Genomic DNA, 17,410 nt, shown 5'->3' on the forward strand with positions numbered 1-17,410 from the left:
CAGAATTTTTGATTAACACTTGCTGAAAAGCAGGTCATTTGGAAGCATGCTGACTATGGCTACGATACATGTAGACGGCAAAAAATATGATGTAGACGGGGCTGATAACCTGTTACAAGCTTGCCTCTCTTTGGGGTTAGATATTCCTTATTTTTGCTGGCATCCAGCGCTTGGAAGCGTTGGCGCTTGCCGCCAGTGTGCGGTGAAGCAATATCAAAATGCGGATGATACGCGCGGTCGTCTGATAATGTCCTGTATGACTCCGGCAACGGATGGCACTTTTATCTCTATTGATGATGAAGAGGCTAAACAGTTCCGTGAGAGTGTGGTTGAGTGGTTGATGACTAACCATCCGCACGATTGCCCGGTATGTGAAGAAGGGGGCAACTGTCACTTACAGGATATGACTGTGATGACCGGTCATACATTCCGTAAATACCGTTTTACTAAGCGTACTCATAACAATCAGGAATTGGGGCCGTTTATTTCTCATGAAATGAACCGCTGTATTGCTTGTTATCGTTGCGTACGTTACTACAAAGATTATGCCGACGGCACTGATTTTGGTGTTTATGGCGCTCACGATAACATCTATTTTGGTCGCCCTGAAAGTGGCACGTTGGAAAGCGAGTTCTCCGGTAACCTGGTAGAAATCTGTCCAACCGGGGTATTTACTGATAAAACCCATTCTGAACGTTATAACCGTAAATGGGATATGCAGTTTGCGCCAAGTATCTGTCAACAGTGTAGCATTGGCTGTAATACCAGCCCCGGGGAGCGTTATGGTGAATTACGCCGTATCGAGAACCGTTATAACGGTACGGTAAACCACTATTTTATGTGTGACCGTGGTCGTTTCGGTTACAGTTATGTCAACCGTAAAGATCGCCCTCGCCAGCCACGGCAATTGCGTGGTGATCATTGGATCTCGCTTAACGCTGAACAGGCCATGCAGGGTGGGGCGGATATTTTGCGTCAGGCCAAAAATGCCATCGGTATCGGTTCTCCACGCGCCAGTCTGGAAAGCAACTTTGCACTACGTGAACTGGTTGGCGCGGAAAACTTCTATAGTGGGATTGCTGCGGCTGAACAACAACGCCTTGATATGATGCTGGAAATTCTGCAACAGGGTGGTGTTTATACACCGTCGCTGCGTGAAATTGAAAGCTATGATGCGGTATTGATTTTAGGCGAAGATTTAACGCAAACCGGTGCCCGGATGGCACTGGCGGTTCGTCAGGCTGTGAAAGGTAAAGCCCGCGAAATGGCTGCTGCTCAGAAAGTTGCTGATTGGCAGATTGCCGCTGTGATGAATATTGGTCAGCGTGCCAAATATCCTCTGTTTGTAACTAACGTGGATGATACGCATCTGGATGATATCGCAGCGTGGAATTATCGTGCGCCGGTTGATGATCAGGCTCGTTTTGGTTTTGCAGTCGCTCATGCATTGGATAACACGGCGCCGGCCGTCGAGAATTTGCCTGACGAATTGAGAGCCAAAGTGGATATGGTTGCGCAAGCATTGATTGGCGCTAAGAAACCGCTGATTATCAGCGGCAGTAACGTCGGCAGTGATGCGATTATTCAAGCAGCTGCTAATATTGCCTGGGCACTGAAAGACCGAGGTTCAGATGTCGGTTTGTCGTTTGTTGCAATCTATGCGAATAGTATTGGATTGGCAATGATGGAGGCTCAGCCACTGGATGTTGCTCTGCAACGTATAAGTAGTGGTAAATCTGATACGGCTATTGTGATGGAAAATGATCTCTATCGGCATGCCGCAGCAGATAAGGTAGACGATGCACTGAATAATCTGAAAAACCTGGTTGTGGTTGACCATCAACGCACTGCTATCATGGATAAAGCCCATTTGATTCTGCCAGCTTCCAGCTTTGCAGAAAGTGACGGCACGTTGGTGAATCAGGAGGGTCGGGCTCAGCGTTATTTCCAAGTTTTCGAACCCTCTTTCTATGACAAATCGGTGGTGATGCTGGAGAGTTGGCGTTGGTTGCACTCCTTGCATACAACGTATGCTGAACGTCATTTGGATTGGACGCAGCTTGACCATGTGATTGATGCCTGTGTTGAAGCAATGCCACAGCTTAAAGGCATTGTTGATGCCGCGCCTGATTCTACGTTCCGCATCCGTGGTCAGAGACTGGCTCGTTCACCACACCGTTACAGTGGTCGTACTGCTATGTTGGCGAATCTCAGCGTACATGAGCAACGTCAGCCGCAGGATGTCGATTCGCCATTTGCTTTCTCAATGGAAGGTAACAATAGTCCTAATGCCCATCGTCAGCAGGTGCCATTTGCATGGGCGCCGGGCTGGAACTCACCACAGGCTTGGAACAAATTCCAGGCGGAGGTAGGTGGTCATCTGCGCTTTGGCGATCCTGGTGTGCGTCTGATTGAAACCACTGACGGCGGTTTGAACTATTTTGATCAGATTCCGACAGCATTTACTGCACAAAATAACCAATGGACAGTGGCTCCTTACCATCATTTGTTTGGTAGTGAAGAGTTAACTCAACGTTCCGATGTGATTCAGGAACGCATGCCGGAGCCTTATGTGATGCTCAATAGCAAAGATGCGGATCAATTAGGTGTGAAAACGGGTTCTGTTCTGGAGTTTGATTGTTTTGGTCAGCAACTGCGTCTGGCAGTTCGTCTGAGTGAAAATCTTGCTCAAGGGCAGATCGGTTTGCCAATGGGAATGCCGGGTATTCCTCCGGTATTGGCCGGTGTTTCCGTGAATAATCTGCGGGAGGTTGCACAATGAGTTGGTTAACCCCCGAAATTATTGATGTGCTGATCGCTGTTCTGAAGGCAGTGGTGATACTGGTAGTGGTTGTTGTCTGTGGGGCATTGATGAGCTTTGGTGAACGTCGTTTGCTAGGGCTGTTTCAAAACCGTTATGGGCCTAACCGCGTAGGTTGGGGCGGATCGTTACAGATCGTCGCTGACATGATCAAAATGTTCTTCAAAGAGGACTGGGTACCCCGTTTTGCGGACAGAATGATCTTTACCTTGGCACCGGTGATTGGTTTCGTTTCTCTGTTGCTGGCATTTGCCATTGTGCCGATCACGCCGACTTGGATGGCCGCTGATCTGAACATCGGCATTTTGTTCTTCATGATGATGGCGGGTCTGGCTGTCTATGCGGTGCTGTTTGCTGGATGGTCAAGTAACAACAAATACTCGTTACTGGGGGCAATGCGCGCTTCTGCGCAGACACTGAGTTACGAAGTGTTTATTGGTCTCTCTTTTATGGGTGTTGTTGCGCAGGCGGACTCCTTCAATATGGTGGATATCGTCAATGCACAAGAGCATATGTGGAATGTCATTCCTCAGTTCTTTGGTTTCTTGACTTTTGCTATCGCGGGTGTGGCGGTGTGTCACCGTCATCCATTTGACCAGCCGGAAGCAGAACAGGAGCTGGCTGATGGCTATCATATTGAATATTCCGGTATGAAATTCGGCCTGTTCTTCGTTGGTGAATATATCGGTATTGTCACGGTTTCTGCCCTGATTGTGACAATGTTCTTTGGTGGTTGGCATGGTCCGTTCCTGCCGCCGTTTGTCTGGTTTGCGTTGAAAACGGCATTCTTCATGGTGATGTTCATCCTGATACGTGCCTCTTTACCGCGTCCGCGTTATGACCAGGTGATGGCGTTTGGCTGGAAAATCTGTCTGCCGCTGACCTTACTTAACCTGCTGGCGACTGCGGCAGTGATTTTGTACAACGCTCAATAAGGGGGGAATGAACCATGACATTGAAAGAGTTAGTGGTTGGTTTTGCCACCCAGGTACGCAGTATTTGGATGATTGGCTTGCATGCCTTTCATAAGCGCGAAACCCAAATGTATCCAGAGGAACCGGTTTATCTGCCACCCCGTTACCGTGGCCGTATTGTGTTGACGCGCGATCCGGACGGTGAAGAGCGTTGTGTTGCCTGTAACCTGTGTGCGGCTGTTTGCCCAGTGGGATGTATCTCACTGCAAAAGGCTGAACATGAAGATGGTCGTTGGTATCCAGAATTTTTCCGCATCAACTTCTCACGTTGTATTTTCTGTGGCTTATGTGAAGAAGCTTGCCCGACTACTGCGATCCAATTAACGCCTGATTTCGAAATGGGGGAATTTAAGCGTCAGGATTTGGTATATGAAAAAGAGGACCTGACGATTTCAGGTCCGGGTAAATATCCTGATTATAATTTTTACCGTAAGACAGGTGTGGCAATTGACGGCAAATCAAAAGGTGAAGCCGACAATGAAGCGAAACCTATCGACGTTAAAAGCCTGTTGCCGTAAGGAGCGATATTCATGGAATTTACGTTTTATACCGCTGGGCTGATTGCCATATTGGCAACTATCAGGGTAATTACCCATACCAATCCGATACATGCGCTTTTGTATCTGATCGTTTCTCTGCTGGCGCTTTCAGCGGTGTTTTTCTCGCTGGGCGCTTATTTTGCCGGTGCGCTAGAGATCATCGTTTACGCCGGGGCTATTATGGTGCTGTTCGTTTTCGTGGTGATGATGCTTAACCTTGGCAAATCTGTTGTTGAACAGGAGCGTGTTTGGTTGAAACCGCGGACGTGGATTGGTCCGGGAATACTGTCAACAATGCTGCTTGTTGTGCTGGTGTATACCATTATCAATGTTTCTCATGGGGATATTGCCGACAATATCACGGGTGAAGTTGTCAGTGCCAAAGAAGTGGGTATCAGTTTGTTTGGTCCGTATGTATTGGCCGTTGAACTGGCTTCTTTGCTGTTGCTTGCCGGTATGGTGGTGGCGTATCACATTGGCCGTGAACACAAACAGGGTGAAGTGCTCAGCAACCGAAATGCGGAGGAACAACCATGATACCTCTTCAACATGGACTGATTTTGGCGGCAATTCTATTTGTGTTGGGCCTGACCGGGCTCATCATCCGCCGTAATCTGTTGTTTATGTTAATTGGGCTCGAAGTGATGATTAATGCTGCAGCTCTGGCTTTTGTTGTGGTAGGCAGCTATTGGGGCCAGCCAGATGGTCAAGTGATGTTTATTTTGGCTATCAGCTTGGCGGCGGCAGAGGCGAGTATTGGCTTGGCGCTGTTATTGCAGCTCTATCGTCGTCGCCAGAATCTGAATATTGATACAGTCAGTGAGATGCGCGGATGAACTTACTCTATTTAACAATTCTGCTGCCACTGCTGGGATTTTTGCTGTTGGCATTTTCCCGTGGCCGCTGGTCTGAAAATACATCAGCTACCATCGGGATTAGTTCTGTTGGTTTGGCTGCGTTGGTTACCTTATGGGTAGCTATCGATTTCAACAGTCAGAATGGCGCAGGTGATCTGGTTTACAGTCAGAACCTGTGGAACTGGATGGAAGTTGGGAATTTCAGTATTCCGTTCACTCTGGTTCTTGATGGTTTATCACTTACCATGTTGAGTGTGGTAACGGGTGTTGGTTTCCTGATCCATATGTATGCCTCGTGGTATATGCGCGGTGAAGAGGGTTATTCCCGTTTCTTCGCTTATACCAACCTGTTTATTGCCAGCATGGTGATACTGGTTCTGGCAGATAACATGATGCTGATGTATCTCGGTTGGGAAGGGGTGGGGCTGTGCAGTTATTTGCTGATTGGCTTCTACTATACCAATCCGGCGAATGGCGCCGCAGCAATGAAAGCCTTTGTCGTTACCCGTGTGGGTGACGTCTTCCTGGCTATCGGCATGTTCATTTTGTATGACAATCTGGGAACATTGAACTTCCGCGAGTTGGCGATTTTAGCTCCACAGCATCTGGAAGCCGGTTCTTCGGTGATTACCTGGGCGACTTTGATGTTATTGGGGGGAGCAGTAGGTAAATCAGCCCAGTTGCCGTTACAAACTTGGTTGGCCGATGCGATGGCCGGTCCAACGCCAGTTTCTGCGTTGATTCATGCTGCAACGATGGTAACCGCTGGGGTCTACTTAGTTGCACGTAGTCACGGCCTATTCTTGATGGCGCCGGAAATCCTGCAACTGGTTGGCACTGTCGGTGCTGTCACGCTGGTGTTGGCAGGTTTTGCCGCGTTAGTACAAACCGATATTAAGCGTGTATTGGCTTACTCAACCATGAGCCAGATTGGTTACATGTTCCTGGCGTTGGGGGTTCAGGCGTGGGATGCAGCAATCTTCCACCTGATGACTCACGCTTTCTTTAAGGCGCTGTTGTTCCTGGCATCGGGTTCTGTCATCTTGGCCTGTCACCACGAGCAGAATATTTTCAAAATGGGAGGATTGCGTAAATCCATTCCGTTGGTTTATGCCTGCTTCTTGGTAGGTGGCGCGGCGTTATCAGCGTTGCCAATTGTCACTGCGGGTTTCTACAGTAAAGATGAAATTCTGTGGGGAGCAATGTCACATGGTCATATCAACCTTATGCTAGCTGGTCTGGCGGGGGCATTTATGACCTCTTTGTATACTTTCCGTATGATTTTCATTGTATTCCACGGTGAGGCGAAAACAAAAGCTCATCCTGTTAAGGGTATCACCCATCACCTGCCGTTACTGGTATTGCTGGTGCTTTCCACCTTTGTGGGCGCACTAATTGTGCCACCATTGGCGGGTGTATTACCGGGAAGCCATGCAACGGATCACACAGGAAAAATGACCTTGGAAGTGGTTTCTGGTGTGATCGCTGTCGCGGGTATTTTGCTGGCAATGGCACTGTATTTGGGTAAACGTCAGTTAGTGAATGGTGTGGCACAAAGTGCTCCGGGGCGTTTCTTCTCCGTATGGTGGTTTAATGCTTGGGGTTTTGATGTTCTCTATGATTGGGTATTTGTTAAGCCGTTCAAGAACATTACACATGTATTGCGAAACGATCCGCTAAATTCATTGATGAATATTCCTGCGGTGTTATCACGCTGGAGTAACAAAGGTCTTAGTCTGAGTGAAAATGGACAGGTCCGTTGGTACGTTGCCTCTATGGGGTTGGGTGCAGTGCTGGTTTTAGCTCTGCTGCTACTGGTTTAATTTAAGGGATACATTGCGCCATGCTATTACCTTGGCTAATTCTTATGCCCTTCATCGGTGGCCTGTTGAGTTGGCAGGCTGAACGCTTCGGTACCCGTGTACCGCGTTGGATCGCGTTAATTTCGATGGGGTTGACTCTGGTGCTCTCTCTGCAACTGTGGTTGCTGGGGGACTATACCTTGGTGAATCCGCAAGGGATCCCTCAATGGCAAGAGGAATTTCTTATGCCATGGATCCCACGTTTTGGTATCAGTATTCACCTTGCTCTGGATGGCTTATCGTTGCTGATGGTGGTGTTGACCGCACTACTGGGGCTGATGGCTATTCTCTGTTCATGGACGGAAAATCAGCCATATCAGGGCTTTTTCCACTTGAACCTGCTGTGGATCTTGGGTGGTGTGATGGGGGTGTTCCTCGCTATCGACATGTTCCTATTCTTCTTTTTCTGGGAAATGATGTTGGTGCCGATGTACTTCTTGATTGCACTGTGGGGGCACCGAGGCTCAGGCGGTAAAACCCGTATCACCGCAGCGACCAAGTTTTTCATTTACACCCAGGCGAGTGGCTTGGTGATGTTAATTGCGATTATGGCGCTGGTACTGGTTCACTATAACGGGACAGGTGAGTGGACATTCAGCTATGGAAAGCTGCTGAATACACCAATGTCACATACCGTTCAATACTTGCTGATGCTCGGTTTCTTCATTGCTTTTGCTGTAAAAATGCCAGTAGTGCCTTTACATGGGTGGTTACCTGATGCGCACAGTCAGGCACCAACAGCGGGTTCTGTTGACCTGGCGGGTATCTTGCTGAAAACCGCAGGTTATGGTCTGTTGCGTTTCGGTTTGCCACTGTTCCCGGAAGCTTCTCATGAGTTTACTCCCATTGCGATGTGGTTCGGTGTGCTTGGGATCTTCTATGGCGCATGGATGGCATTCAGCCAGACAGATATCAAACGCTTGATTGCTTATACCAGTATCTCTCATATGGGGTTTGTGTTAATCGCGATCTATTCTGGCAGCCAGCTTGCTTACCAAGGGGCAATTATTCAGATGATTGCTCATGGTCTGTCAGCCGCAGGTCTGTTTATTCTCTGTGGGCAGCTTTATGAGCGCTTACATACCCGTGATATGAATCTTATGGGTGGTTTGTGGAAACGTGTGCAGTTCTTGCCTGCGTTATCGCTCTCTTTTGCTGTGGCGACACTAGGGATGCCGGGGACCGGTAACTTCGTCGGTGAATTTATGATCCTGTTTGGTAGTTTTAGTGAATTTCCGTTAATTATAACGATTTCTGTGTTTGGTCTGGTCTTTGCCTCTGTCTATGCTCTGTATATGATGCAGCGTGCTTACTACGGTGAATCAAAATCAGATGAACCACTAAGACGAATGGATATGCGAGAAGTATCCATTGTAATGGTGCTGTTGATATTACTGGTGGTGATGGGCTTCTACCCACAACCTATCCTTGATACTTCAGCGGCAGCGATGGATAACATCCAGACCTGGTATTCAGCTTCAATTTCAACTACAAGGCCGTAATTCGCCATGACAATAACTCCTCAACAACTGATCGCGCTGTTACCGCTGTTGATCGTCGGATTGACGGTAGTCGTTGTGATGCTGTCCATTGCGTGGCGACGCGATCACTTTATTAATACCACTCTGACCGTGATAGGTTTGAATCTGGCTCTGCTGTCTCTCTATTTTGTCGGACAGCAAGAAGCGATGGATGTCACTCCACTGGTTCATGTGGATCGCTATGCTATGCTCTATATCGGTCTTGTACTGGTTGCAAGCTTAGCAACGACGACTTTCGCCTATTCTTGGTTAGAAAATTACCCAGATAACAAAGAAGAGTTTTATTTGCTGGTGCTGATTGCGACAGTGGGCGGGATTCTTCTGGCGTGTGCAAACCACCTGGCATCATTGTTTATCGGTATTGAGTTATTAACTTTACCGCTGTTTGGCTTGATTGGTTATGCATATCGTCAGAAACGCTCTCTGGAAGCGGCTATCAAGTATATGCTGCTGTCTGCGGCAGCCTCTTCTTTCATGCTGTTTGGTATAGCGTTGTTATATGCGGAATCAGGCGATCTCTCTTTTGCCGCACTGGGGCATCGTTTGTCTGACAGCTATATCTATCAACCTTTGATACTGTCAGGCTTGGGTATGCTGGTTGTTGGCCTTGGCTTTAAATTATCACTGGTGCCTTTCCATCTCTGGACACCGGATGTTTATCAGGGAGCGCCTGCTCCGGTCTCCACCTTTCTGGCAACAGCCAGTAAGATAGCGATTTTCGCAGTAGTAGTGCGTTTGTTTGTTGAAGCACCAATGGCGGATAGTGAAGCACTGCGTACGGTATTAACCGTTATTGCAATTGCTTCTATGCTGTTCGGTAACTTGATGGCGCTGACCCAGACAAATATCAAACGGCTGCTTGGTTACTCTTCTATTGCTCACTTGGGTTATCTGCTGGTGGCGCTGGTGGCGGTACAGAACCACCAGCTTTCAGAAGAAACGGTCGGTATCTATCTGGCAGGTTATCTGTTTAGCAGTATTGGCGCATTTGGCGTTGTTAGCCTCATGTCCAGCCCATATAAAGGGCCGGATGCAGATTCCCTCTACTCATACCGTGGCCTGTTTTGGCATAAACCTATTCTGTCTGCGGTGATGACGGTGATGATGTTGTCACTGGCGGGGATCCCAATGACGTTCGGTTTTATTGGTAAGTTCTACGTCATTGTGTTGGGTGTGAAAGCGGAACTGTGGTGGCTGACGGGGGCTGTGGTTGTGGGTAGTGCTATCGGTTTGTATTACTACCTGCGGGTCATGGTCAGTCTGTATCTACCTGCGCCGAAGGCCCTTAACCGTGACACGCCAAGGAACTGGGCATCGACTGCCGGCGGGATGGTTGTTCTGATTTCTGCATTATTGGTGTTAGCGCTAGGTATCTGGCCTCAACCGCTGATTGATGTGATACAGCAAGCGAAAATTATTCTCTAAATAGCCAGTCAGTTGTTACGGATTATTTGGAATATAAAAACCCGGTAAGATCATCCTTACCGGGTTATTGCAATTTATTGATAACGCTTTCTTCTCCCTGATCAGTGTTTCAATTGCCTGATGGAGATCAAAGATCAGGGGATAAGCCATATTTATTTCACTAGAAGCCCGCTATATTGTGATTCCAGATTGTCAAGGTAGTCTAGTTGATCGTGTATGAGTTTAGTCAGGTTTTGCTGACGGGTTTGATCATCTATGGTCTCCTGTAATTGTCTGGCAAAGATGTTCCATACTTGTTCCAGTTGAGTTGCCTGGAGTAATAGGGTAGTGCGTTCTTTGTCGATTTGATGCACATCAGCTATACCGGTAATCCGTTGTTCCACGCCTTTTAACTGAGTTTTTAAATCGTCGCAATCTGTGGTTAATTGAGCGATTTGTTTATCCAATTTGATTCTAGCATCAGCTAGCTCAACATATTTTAGTCCTGTGGAGATATTACTCAGAATCTTTTTAGTGATCTCAATTCCTTGTTTGATCGCTTGTTTAATGAGTTCTTTTTTGGGGCTAGCCAGATTCAGTTTGTCCAGTTCACTGACATCGGGAATATAATCCTTAAACATATCGGCCAGATTATATTGACGGATAATATTTTGGCTTTCGATGAGCTTGTCGCGATCTGGGATTAATTTGGTCTTATCCTGCTCTTTCTGCGTGATATCGGCTTGCAGCTCTTCTTTTCTTTCCTGTTCTTCTTTCAGGCGCTCTTCCAGACGTTCTAAAATAACGACATTACTAACGTCGGCAATTTTGCTGGTCATTATGTTAGCTTCTTCGTGTAAGCTGGAAATGACGTTTTTAACATCTTTGTTTAAACTGCGTACTTGCTCTAAACGTGCTTCCAACAGGGTATTTCGTGTTTCGTCATCCAATTCGGTATTTTCCAAAGCGGTATCAATTTCGATGATGGTCTGGAAATAATCTTGCGGCGGGAGTTGCCTCAGAACAGTTTGTAGTTGAGGTACAGAGGCGCGAGCGGCTTCGTCGATATCACGACTATATAAGCTTATCCGTAGAGTTTTTTCTTGAATAATTTCAATGCCTGATTTTTGCTGATGCGTTAAACGCCAGATGTTTTTCACCGCTTGACTCAAAGTTTTTACGTTAATTTCTGGATAAATGATCGTTTTCTGAGGGAAAGTGATGACGTCAGTCATTTTAATACTCCTTTTTTCCGTAAGTCCTATGTAATACGTGAATGATTAGTTATAGCGAGATTTGTATTCTTTCAATGCTTCATCGAAAACCTTGACCAATTGTTTCGCGGAACCTTCTACTTCTTTCCAAGGGTTTATGACTTGCTGGAATTTAGTCATAAAAGAGGTCAGGTTCAGAGCATCGTTAATTTGGCTGAATTTATCTTTGGAAGCATTGATCTGGGTCAGCATGGATTGCCACATGTAATCCAAATGGTTCAGCGCGACTTCTGCATCCAACAAACGGGTATCGATGTCGCTAAAATCAAGGGATAAACTAGTAATAGACTTTTGCAGTGCGCGTTTACCTTTGATGCTCTCTTCCAGGCTTCGCACTTCTTCGATCAGCATATTTTTCCGTTTTCGCACTTCCTCTGCTTTGGAACCAAAGATGCCACCGGTAATAGCGAGGCCGATAAGCCCTCCTGCGATACCAGAGAAAGCCAGGCCGACGAATTTATCGTAGTCTTTCTTGAGTTGGACAATGTCCTCTTTTTTCTCAATGATTTTCTCATCCAGATCTCCGATGTTGACCGACATCTTATTGTCTTTCATCAGCTTTCTCTTATTTTCGACTTGTGGTTGTAAGCCCAAGGCAATGCTGCCGTTTGATAACCTGCCACCAATCAGCTTTAGCTTGAAATCGGATACTTCAGCTTTGACCTTTTCAGTTTTTTCCTGTTGTTTCTTAATATCACTTTTCATGGTGTCAAGGATTTCCCCTAGAACATAGGATACTTCTCTGTCTTCATAGGTATAGGTGATCTCGGCGAGTTGTCTGTCCGATATTTCTCCTAATCTCCTTTTTATACGTGTGATAATTGGCATTTCATTAATGATGCTAATGATGTTTTCACCCGTTTCGGTAATTTGTTTGCCAACAACTTCCAGGTCTATGCTCTGTTGCAGAATATCGTTTTCCACATCGCTCCAGCTAAACGAGTGAGTGCGGATTTCTTCAAACAAAGTGTGAATATCTTCTGGTTCTAATCCAGCGATATCGATCTTTTGGTAACCCAAGTAGTTTTTCACTTCCTCAAGATTAAAAGGGAGTGATAGACCTTTTTTAATATACAGTTTGATATTAATCAAGTCTTCTTTGGTAAATATTCCTCCGGGGCGTGCAACACCTTCTTGTTTACCAGTCAGTAATTGCAAGGTAGCCGAGGGAATATCTGTTTCGTTTAGTGTTTTTTCCGCTGGAAGTTGAGCTAATAACATATATTTCTCCATTAATGGTTCTTGCTTTATTGAAAAATTATTAAATACATCAAGGCACAACCGAACGTCATAATACTCATGTTGTTAAATTAATGTTGTATTTTTTATTGAATAATCTGAATTAAAAATACATATATTTTCATGATTAATTGTTGTGAAAATAGTTTAATTCATGAGTTTTATTAAATAATTGTCTATATTTTTATCAATCTTAAATGAAATTATTTATGATTTTTTTATATCTAATATATGAAATTAAATAGTATGAATTTTTATTATTTTAGTAATCAAATGTAAAAATAATATTTTGTCTTTCTTGTTTATATGGTTTGGTATTTCATTTTTTAATTGATGTTAAGATAATAAATATAAAATATTTTAATGTTATTTTTATAAAATGTATTTTAAAACAATTTGTTACGTTGATTTCGTGATGTGGCGGTTATATAATTTCTATATTGTTAATTTAAAAAATAGGTAATGTGGTGTTTTTATAAAGAATAAGTCGGATGTTTTTTGATTTGTCGTTTATGGCATGTTTAAATAATAGATAAGATAGAACTCTATTTTATGTGTTGTTGAATAAAAGTTTTTGCTATTTTTAGATCTATATTTTAATTAAAGTCTTAATTGTTCATATGATAGTTCAAATTAACAAATAAGGAGGATTTTTTTATAATTCTATTTAGCTATTATGAAAATAAGATATGTTTTTTATAGGTGGATTTTTACAAAGAATAAATGTTTATTTCTTTGTTTATAATAACGGTATTTATTTAGTAGATTTTTCGTAGTAAGTAATGGAGTCGTTTTTTTATAAATTGCATGGTGAGGATCATACTTGGGATAGGCTCTTATATTCGTTATTTGAGGCACAAAACATCTGATTTAGTCTGTTTCAGTATTGAGATAATAGCATTCTGTTAACGGAATTGGACAAGTATAATTACATAAATAATCAGGGCTTTAATTATTATTAATGCCCCGTATAATCCTACTTTTTATCACGTCTTTTGGGGCAGAAAGTGGTGAGTCAAATTGCTAATGTTGTCGCTGATATATGTAAAACACTGAATAATGAACAAGTTAGCGAAGTTGGTATTCAACAGATTTCATTTCCTCTGCCAGCAGGTTGCAGCGTTTACTGGCTGGAATGGCTGGCAGCGCAGTCTCATTATCCACAATTCTACTGGCATCACAGAGAGGGCCATGAAGAAGTTGCTGCTTGTGGGCAAATCCATCTTTTCAGTGATATCGCTTTAGCCGAAAATTTTTTGCAGAGAAACGGTCAGTTTCCACAGATACGGATCTGGGGGCTGAATGCTTGGGATCGGATTCAACCAGCCCGTATTACGCAATCCGAAGCAGGGGAAACAGGTTATCTGTTTTTGCCCCGCATCGAATTACGTCGCTACCGTGACGAAAGCAGATTGTATTTGAATATAGCTGGTCGGCAGGATATGAGGAATGCACAGGAATTTCTGCGACAGTTAGTACCGCACCAGGAATTCTCTGTGTTACAGGCGGTGGTAGTGAACGAGGAGAATGTGCCGGAACGCGCCCGGTGGTGTGATTTGATTGAGCAGGCTTTGGATACTATTACTCATCGCAAGATGGAAAAGGTAGTGATGGCGCGTAAAACGCAGATAATACTGAGTGAATCTTTAGCGACTGGACAGTTTATGGCAGCGAGTCGCCAGATAAATCACTGTTGTTATCATTTTATGTTGGCTTTTAATCAGCATGAGGCTTTTTTGGCGTCTTCGCCAGAACGGCTTTACTACCGCAAGCAGACTCAGCTTTATACAGAAGCGCTGGCGGGGACGGTTACCAATTCAGATGATACTCAGCAAGCTGAAAAATTGGGGCAATGGTTGCTAGGTGATAAAAAAAATCAACATGAAAACTTGCTCGTTGTTGATGATATTTGCCAGCGTCTTCAAGGCGCCGTGGTTTCTGTCGATGTTGCTCCGCCAGATGTGATTCGTCTGCGAAAGGTTCAGCATTTGCGCCGCCGGATCCAGGGAGAACTAAAGAATGCCAGTGATAGTGATTGCTTGCATCGTTTACAACCAACGGCCGCTGTTGCTGGATTACCTCGTGAAGCGGCGCGTGATTTTATTCGTGATAGCGAGTTATTCAGTCGTGATTGGTATGCAGGGTCCGCTGGATATCTTTCCTGTGAACAGAGTGAGTTTGCGGTTTCGCTACGTTGCGCACAAATTAACAATAACTTACTTTCACTGTATGCCGGTGCGGGGATTGTGATGGGATCTGATCCACAACAGGAGTGGATAGAGATAGAGAATAAAGCTGCCGGGTTGCGCACTTTGCTGAAAGGTGAATGAAAACAATCTCCGATTAAATGGCAATTCATTGAACTAGGATAAAGAAATAATTATCGGTACCGTTAGGCTAATAGCCAGTTTTTATAGAAATTTTTTGAGTAAAATATGTCAAACAGCGCATTTAACCGCCGCTGGGCGGAACTTTTATTGGAAGCACTTACTCGTCATGGATTACGTCATGTTTGTATTGCACCCGGTTCACGTTCCACGCCTTTGACAATAGCTGCTGCGGCAAATAACAAACTGATTTGTCATACTCATTTTGACGAGCGTGGATTAGGGCATCTGGCACTGGGGTTATCCAAAGCAAGTAGAGAGCCGGTTGCCGTTATCGTTACTTCTGGAACCGCAGTGGCCAATCTCTACCCTTCATTAATTGAAGCCAGTTTAACGGGTGAACGAGTGGTTTTCCTTACTGCTGATCGGCCACCAGAATTGATGGATTGTGGCGCGAATCAGGCTATCCGTCAAAATGGTATTTTTGCTTCTCATCCATGCCAAATAATTTCTTTGCCAAGACCGACCGTAGATATACCGGCAAGCTGGCTGGCTTCTGTCATCGATCATAGTATGGCGAATTTGCGGCATGGGGCCTTGCATATTAATTGCCCATTTGCTGAACCATTATATGGTGATGAAGAGCCTGCTTATGATGAGTGGCAGCAGCAGTTAGGCGATTGGTGGAAAAGTAAAACACCTTGGTTGAGCCAGCCAGTAACTAATGTTGTGGCAGAAGTAGCGGATTGGGACTGTTGGCAACAGAAAAAAGGCGTTGTATTGGCTGGTCGAATGAGTGCCGAAGAGGGAGTTAATGTTGCTAAATGGGCAAAGGCATTGGGCTGGCCGTTGATTGGCAATGTGCTTTCACAAACTGGGCAGCCATTGCCTTGTGCCGATTTATGGTTGGATAATCCTCATGTGCGGGAGATTTTAGCGCCAGCGCAATTGGTAGTACAGTTTGGTTCCAGCCTGATAGGGAAACGCTTGTTACAGTGGCAGGCGAAATGCCAACCGCAGGAGTTTTGGATTATTGATCCGATACCCGGCCGACTTGATCCTGCCAGTCATCGTGGCAGAAAATTAACTTATGATATTGCTGACTGGTTACTGGCTCATCCCGCACAGTCGCGTATGCCGTGGGCGCAATCGCATACACCGTGGGCAGAAGAGCTCATAATCTGGTCAGGAAAAGCAGTTAACTGCGTCAGAACTGAATTAGCCGGGAAATTCGGTGAAGCAACTGTGGCCTATCGATTGAGTGAATTACTGCCTGAACGCGGGCAGTTGTTTGTCGGTAACAGCCTGATTATTCGTTTGATAGATGCACTGGGGCAATTACCGGCGGGATATCCAGTTTACAGTAACCGGGGCGCTAGCGGTATTGATGGGTTAATTTCCACTGCGGCAGGTGTGCAACGGGCAACGGCAAAGCCCACTTTGGCGGTTATCGGTGATTTATCGGCGCTTTATGATCTCAATAGCTTGGCTCTGTTGCGTCATCCTTCCGCTCCAATGGTATTAATTGTGGTAAATAATAACGGCGGGCAGATTTTCTCTCTACTACCAACCCCGGAGGAAGCAAGGCAGCGTTTTTACTGTATGCCTCAATACGTTAATTTTGATCATGCTGCGGCAATGTTTGGCTTGAAATATGCCAGCCCACAAAATTGGATGGAGTTGCAACAAGGTATTGAGCAGGCATGGCAACAAAATGAAACCACACTGATTGAGCTAAAAGTACCGGACAAAGAAGGGGCTGACTGTTTGCAACGGCTGTTAAAACAGGTGGCGATGTTGTGAGTCTCGCTTGTCGCAAATTCAACGGTCACAATGACCGCCCGTGGTTGGTTTGGTTGCATGGATTATTGGGTTGTGGTGATGAATGGTTGCCATTAGTGAATCTGTGTGCTCAACATCCTTCATTGGTCGTTGATCTCCCCGGTCACGGTGATTCCGCAAGGGTGCGGATAAACGATTTTACAGAGATGAGCCGTCTTCTATCTAAAACGTTAAGAGAACAGCAAATTGATCAATATTGGTTGATTGGTTACTCCTTGGGTGGCCGTATCGCCATGAATTATGCTTGCTATGGTCATAATCGGGGATTATGTGGGTTGCTGGTTGAAGGTGGAAACCCTGGTTTGTTTTCCCAACAGGAGAGGAATGACCGCCTTGACCACGATCGAAACTGGGCCAGACGTTTTCGTTCTCAGTCGATGGAACAGGTTTTATCTGATTGGTATCAGCAGCCCATTTTTTCTGATCTATTGCCTGAACAGCGTCAACAACTTATCAAAATACGCCGCCATAATAATGGTGATAGTGTGGCTGATATGCTGGAAAATACCTCACTTGGACATCAACCTTGGTTGGTGCCTGTATTGCAACAACTGACGTTGCCTTTTGCTTATCTATGCGGCGAAAATGACAAAAAATTCGGACAATTAGCAAAACGTTGCGCTTTGCCGCTGCAAACTATTCCACATGTTGGGCATAATGCTCACCGAGCGAACACGGCGGCGTTTGCTGCGGCAGTAAACCATTTTTTATCACTCTTTGATTGAAGGAA

At 45.2% G+C, this 17,410-nt stretch carries 13 protein-coding genes; 11 read left to right on the forward strand and 2 right to left on the reverse strand.

From position 1 onward, the window contains the following. The first annotated feature begins 55 nt into the window (after positions 1-55). From nuoG to nuoN, 8 genes are read left to right on the forward strand one after another with little or no spacing between them, the layout of a single operon-like run. Positions 56-2,782, forward strand: coding sequence for an NADH-quinone oxidoreductase subunit NuoG (gene nuoG / locus ACGF5R_RS03435; protein WP_387689764.1), 2,727 nt, complete (start codon positions 56-58; stop codon positions 2,780-2,782). Further along, the gene (gene nuoH, locus ACGF5R_RS03440; protein ID WP_011147300.1) at positions 2,779-3,756 is read left to right on the forward strand and encodes an NADH-quinone oxidoreductase subunit NuoH; all 978 of its coding nucleotides are present in this window, start codon (positions 2,779-2,781) and stop codon (positions 3,754-3,756) included. Before nuoG ends, nuoH begins: the two co-directional genes overlap by 4 nt. Positions 3,757-3,770: 14 nt before the next feature. Further along, on the forward strand, positions 3,771-4,313 hold the full coding sequence (gene nuoI / locus ACGF5R_RS03445) for an NADH-quinone oxidoreductase subunit NuoI (protein WP_112877597.1): 543 nt from the start codon (positions 3,771-3,773) through the stop codon (positions 4,311-4,313). Between the two features lie 12 nt (positions 4,314-4,325). Then, on the forward strand, positions 4,326-4,871 hold the full coding sequence (gene nuoJ, locus ACGF5R_RS03450; RefSeq protein WP_011147298.1) for an NADH-quinone oxidoreductase subunit J: 546 nt from the start codon (positions 4,326-4,328) through the stop codon (positions 4,869-4,871). Continuing rightward, positions 4,868-5,170, forward strand: coding sequence for an NADH-quinone oxidoreductase subunit NuoK (gene nuoK / locus ACGF5R_RS03455; protein ID WP_011147297.1), 303 nt, complete (start codon positions 4,868-4,870; stop codon positions 5,168-5,170). Before nuoJ ends, nuoK begins: the two co-directional genes overlap by 4 nt. After that, positions 5,167-7,014, forward strand: a complete 1,848-nt coding sequence (gene nuoL, locus ACGF5R_RS03460; RefSeq protein WP_113042495.1) for an NADH-quinone oxidoreductase subunit L — start codon at positions 5,167-5,169, stop codon at positions 7,012-7,014. Before nuoK ends, nuoL begins: the two co-directional genes overlap by 4 nt. Before the next feature lie 20 nt (positions 7,015-7,034). Further along, the gene (gene nuoM, locus ACGF5R_RS03465; RefSeq protein ID WP_262980858.1) at positions 7,035-8,555 is read left to right on the forward strand and encodes an NADH-quinone oxidoreductase subunit M; all 1,521 of its coding nucleotides are present in this window, start codon (positions 7,035-7,037) and stop codon (positions 8,553-8,555) included. Positions 8,556-8,561: 6 nt separating this feature from the next. Beyond that, entirely contained in the window at positions 8,562-10,019 is a 1,458-nt protein-coding gene (gene nuoN, locus ACGF5R_RS03470; RefSeq protein ID WP_113042499.1) for an NADH-quinone oxidoreductase subunit NuoN, read from the forward strand. Positions 10,020-10,171: 152 nt separating this feature from the next. Here the strand turns inward: nuoN and ACGF5R_RS03475 are convergent, their stop codons facing one another. Continuing rightward, positions 10,172-11,233 (reverse strand): alpha-xenorhabdolysin family binary toxin subunit B, encoded by a 1,062-nt coding sequence (locus ACGF5R_RS03475; RefSeq protein WP_112877589.1) that lies wholly within the window; start codon positions 11,231-11,233, stop codon positions 10,172-10,174. Positions 11,234-11,278: 45 nt separating this feature from the next. Continuing rightward, positions 11,279-12,505 carry an alpha-xenorhabdolysin family binary toxin subunit A gene (locus ACGF5R_RS03480; RefSeq protein WP_112877587.1) on the reverse strand — a complete coding sequence of 409 codons (1,227 nt, stop codon included), beginning with the start codon at positions 12,503-12,505 and terminating at the stop codon, positions 11,279-11,281. A 1,016-nt stretch (positions 12,506-13,521) separates the two neighbouring features. Between ACGF5R_RS03480 and menF the strand changes: the two genes are divergently transcribed. From menF to menH, 3 genes are all read left to right on the forward strand, one after another. Next, positions 13,522-14,841 carry an isochorismate synthase MenF gene (menF, locus tag ACGF5R_RS03485; protein WP_387689767.1) on the forward strand — a complete coding sequence of 440 codons (1,320 nt, stop codon included), beginning with the start codon at positions 13,522-13,524 and terminating at the stop codon, positions 14,839-14,841. 105 nt (positions 14,842-14,946) lie between these two features. Next, positions 14,947-16,641 carry a 2-succinyl-5-enolpyruvyl-6-hydroxy-3-cyclohexene-1-carboxylic-acid synthase gene (gene menD / locus ACGF5R_RS03490; RefSeq protein ID WP_387689769.1) on the forward strand — a complete coding sequence of 565 codons (1,695 nt, stop codon included), beginning with the start codon at positions 14,947-14,949 and terminating at the stop codon, positions 16,639-16,641. After that, positions 16,638-17,405, forward strand: coding sequence for a 2-succinyl-6-hydroxy-2,4-cyclohexadiene-1-carboxylate synthase (gene menH / locus ACGF5R_RS03495; RefSeq protein WP_387689771.1), 768 nt, complete (start codon positions 16,638-16,640; stop codon positions 17,403-17,405). The genes menD and menH overlap by 4 nt, the downstream gene beginning before the upstream one ends. Positions 17,406-17,410 lie beyond the last annotated feature (5 nt).

This window comes from Photorhabdus sp. RM71S (assembly GCF_042879355.1).
Classification (GTDB): Bacteria; Pseudomonadota; Gammaproteobacteria; order Enterobacterales; family Enterobacteriaceae; genus Photorhabdus; species Photorhabdus kayaii.